Below are 2,610 nucleotides of genomic sequence, written 5' to 3' on the forward strand. Positions count from 1 at the left end.
GATGACTGGCAGGTCAATGGGGAGATTGTTGACCCGACTGGTCCAACTGAGTCCATACCCCCGTTGGTTGTGACACCTGTGCCGACTCTGGGCGAGTGGGGTTTGATGCTGCTGGGGTTGCTGGCAGCGGGGTTGGGTATGCGCAGGCTGCGGCCCCACAACGCAGGACGATAAGAACAGGCAGAAGGGAAGCGACATGGACACCAATCTTGAGCACTACCACCAGCGCAGTGCGTCTGTTGTAGCCGGATCATCGGGGCGGACAGGGCCGATCAGGACGACTGAGCAGTGCTGTTCACTGAGAGGGCTGGGCAAGCTGATCGCGCCATGGGCACTACTGCTGACGGCTGGGATGGCGCAGGCAGCCACGTTTACCGTGACCAATGCTGCAGATAGCGGCGCTGGTAGCCTTCGCGCAGCGTTGGCGCAAGCCGCTGGCAGCCCTGGCAACGATCTCATTACGTTAGCACCGGGGATTACCCACGTGCTTCTGAACAGCCCGCTGATTGTTCAAGACATTTCGGGCAGTGTGACGGTGCAAGGGGTGGGAGTCACGCTGGATGGGCAGCTTAAAGGCCGGGTGCTGGAGGTGGCGAGTGGGACTGAGGTCAGACTAGAAGGCCTGACTATTCAGCACGGGCTGCTGGCAGGCAAGGGGGGCAATGGAGGGGGTGGGCCGCCGCCTATTAATCCGCCCGCACCGCCTTCGCTGGGAGCCGGCATTCACAATGCAGGCAAACTGACGCTTGCGGCCAGCACTATCACGCGCAATTACGCTACCGGCGGAGGAGCGGGAGGACACGGAGCCGTATTCCAGTACGACGGTGGTGGGGGAGGCGGCAGTGGGGTGCGAGTGCCTGGCGCGGGCCCAGGCGGGGCAGACCTCAAGGGTGCGGGAGCTGACGGCGGTACTGGATACGACAGTAAGGGCGATGATGGACACACCGCCGTGGGTGGACTTGGCGCCATCGAGATGCCCGAAGGCGGCGGCGGGGGACGCGATGCCTCCTCGTTGGGCGTCAACGGCGGTTTTGGTACTCAGGGCGGCGGCGCCGGAGGGGGTAGTGGGCGTTATGACAATGGTGGAGGCGGAGGCGGTGGCTGGGCTGGTGGAGGCGGCGGTGGTGGCTGTTACGGGTGGCTGGGAGACAAAGGCGGAGGCGGAGGTGGTGGCGGCTTTGGTGGTGGGGGTGGCGATCCTGACTATAGTTCCGGGGGCGGCGCTACGGGCGGAATTAGCGGTGGATTGGGTACCGCGTTGTCGGGCGGCAGCGGCGGCGTAGGCGGAATTGGTCAGACCGGTCATCAAGGAGGAGGAGGCGGCGGTTATGCCAGTGCCGGCGGGATCTGGGTAGGCGGTGGTGGCGCCAGTTGCGGAGATGGCCTGCCCCGTGGCGGAGATGGCGGCGCGGCAGCCGGCGGCATCTACAACAGCCCTGGCGCTGTGCTCACGTTGGAAGGCACAGTGAGCCTGAGTCACAACCTGGCTGCAGGTGGTGGCGGGGCGTCTGGGGGCCCTGGGGGCCGCGCGGTAGGCGGTCTGTGGAATGAGGGCATGGTCATAGGTCTGGGTTTGGCAAGCTTCAGTGGCAATGCTGCTGGCAGTGGCTTGGGCGGAACTGGTGGGTCTGCACCAGCCGATGAGGCAGACTTGTATAGCGTGCCCAATAGCTCCAATGTGAGCGCCACTACCCCTGATGGGGCGTACAAAGCGAGCGATGTGATCAGCATTCAGATCACTATGAACGAGCCCGTCACGGTAACCGGCAGTCCCCGGTTGGCTTTGGCCACAGGCGGTTCAGGCCAGGCGGCTTCTTATAGCGACGGTTCGGGCACCAGCATGCTGAGCTTTACCTACACGGTGCAATCGGGTGACACCAGCGCAGATCTGGATTACCTAAGTACCAATGCATTGACGCTCAATGGCGGCACGATCCGAGGTGCAGGAGGAACGGATGCCTCTCTTGAACTCCCGGCGCCCGGTGCTGCGGGCTCGCTTGGGGCAAACAAGAACATCGTGATTGACACCATCGCGCCCACGCTGAGCGCAAGCACGCCGGCGGACAATGCGAGCGGTGTGGCGGTCACAAGTCCGCTAGTGCTGAGCTTTAGCGAAGCGGTCAAGGCGGGCGTTGGGCAGATTGTGCTGACCAATACAGGCAATGCTGGTGACACTCGCAGCATCAGCATTGGTGATACGGGCCAGGTCACGATTACGGGCAGCACGGTCACTGTGAACCCAACGGGCGGCCTACTAGCCAACAGCCATTACCACGTGCAAATGAGCGCTGGCGTGATCCTTGATCTGGCAGGCAATCCTTATGCGGGGATTGCGGATGCCACTACGCTGGACTTCAGCACTGTGGACTCCTACCACACCATCACCACAAGCGCCCTTACGCCAGGAGGCGGCAGCGTTGCGTGCACACTAAACCCCGTGCAGTATGGCAACACGGCTACTTGTACTGTCACGGTGACACCAGGCTTCACAGTGAGCATGGGCGGCACGTGTGGTGGCAGCCTGAGCGGCAGCACCTACACCACTAACGCCATCACGGCAGACTGCAGCGTGAGTGCGCAGTTCACCTTGGTACCGGGGCAGCAAAGCCA

2 protein-coding genes are annotated in these 2,610 nt (G+C 63.0%); both read left to right on the forward strand.

Going from position 1 to position 2,610, the window contains the following annotated elements; genetic code table 11:
- Positions 1–78 precede the first annotated feature (78 nt).
- The gene (locus G518_RS41585) at positions 79–174 is read left to right on the forward strand and encodes an IPTL-CTERM sorting domain-containing protein (RefSeq protein ID WP_425414310.1); all 96 of its coding nucleotides are present in this window, start codon (positions 79–81) and stop codon (positions 172–174) included.
- A 22-nt stretch (positions 175–196) separates the two neighbouring features.
- On the forward strand, positions 197–2,610 hold a 2,414-nt coding region (locus G518_RS41355), incomplete at its 3' end, for an Ig-like domain-containing domain (RefSeq protein ID WP_036596278.1).

Origin of the sequence: Ottowia thiooxydans DSM 14619 (assembly GCF_000422885.1) — a bacterium.
GTDB classification, from domain to species: domain Bacteria; phylum Pseudomonadota; class Gammaproteobacteria; order Burkholderiales; family Burkholderiaceae_C; genus Ottowia; species Ottowia thiooxydans.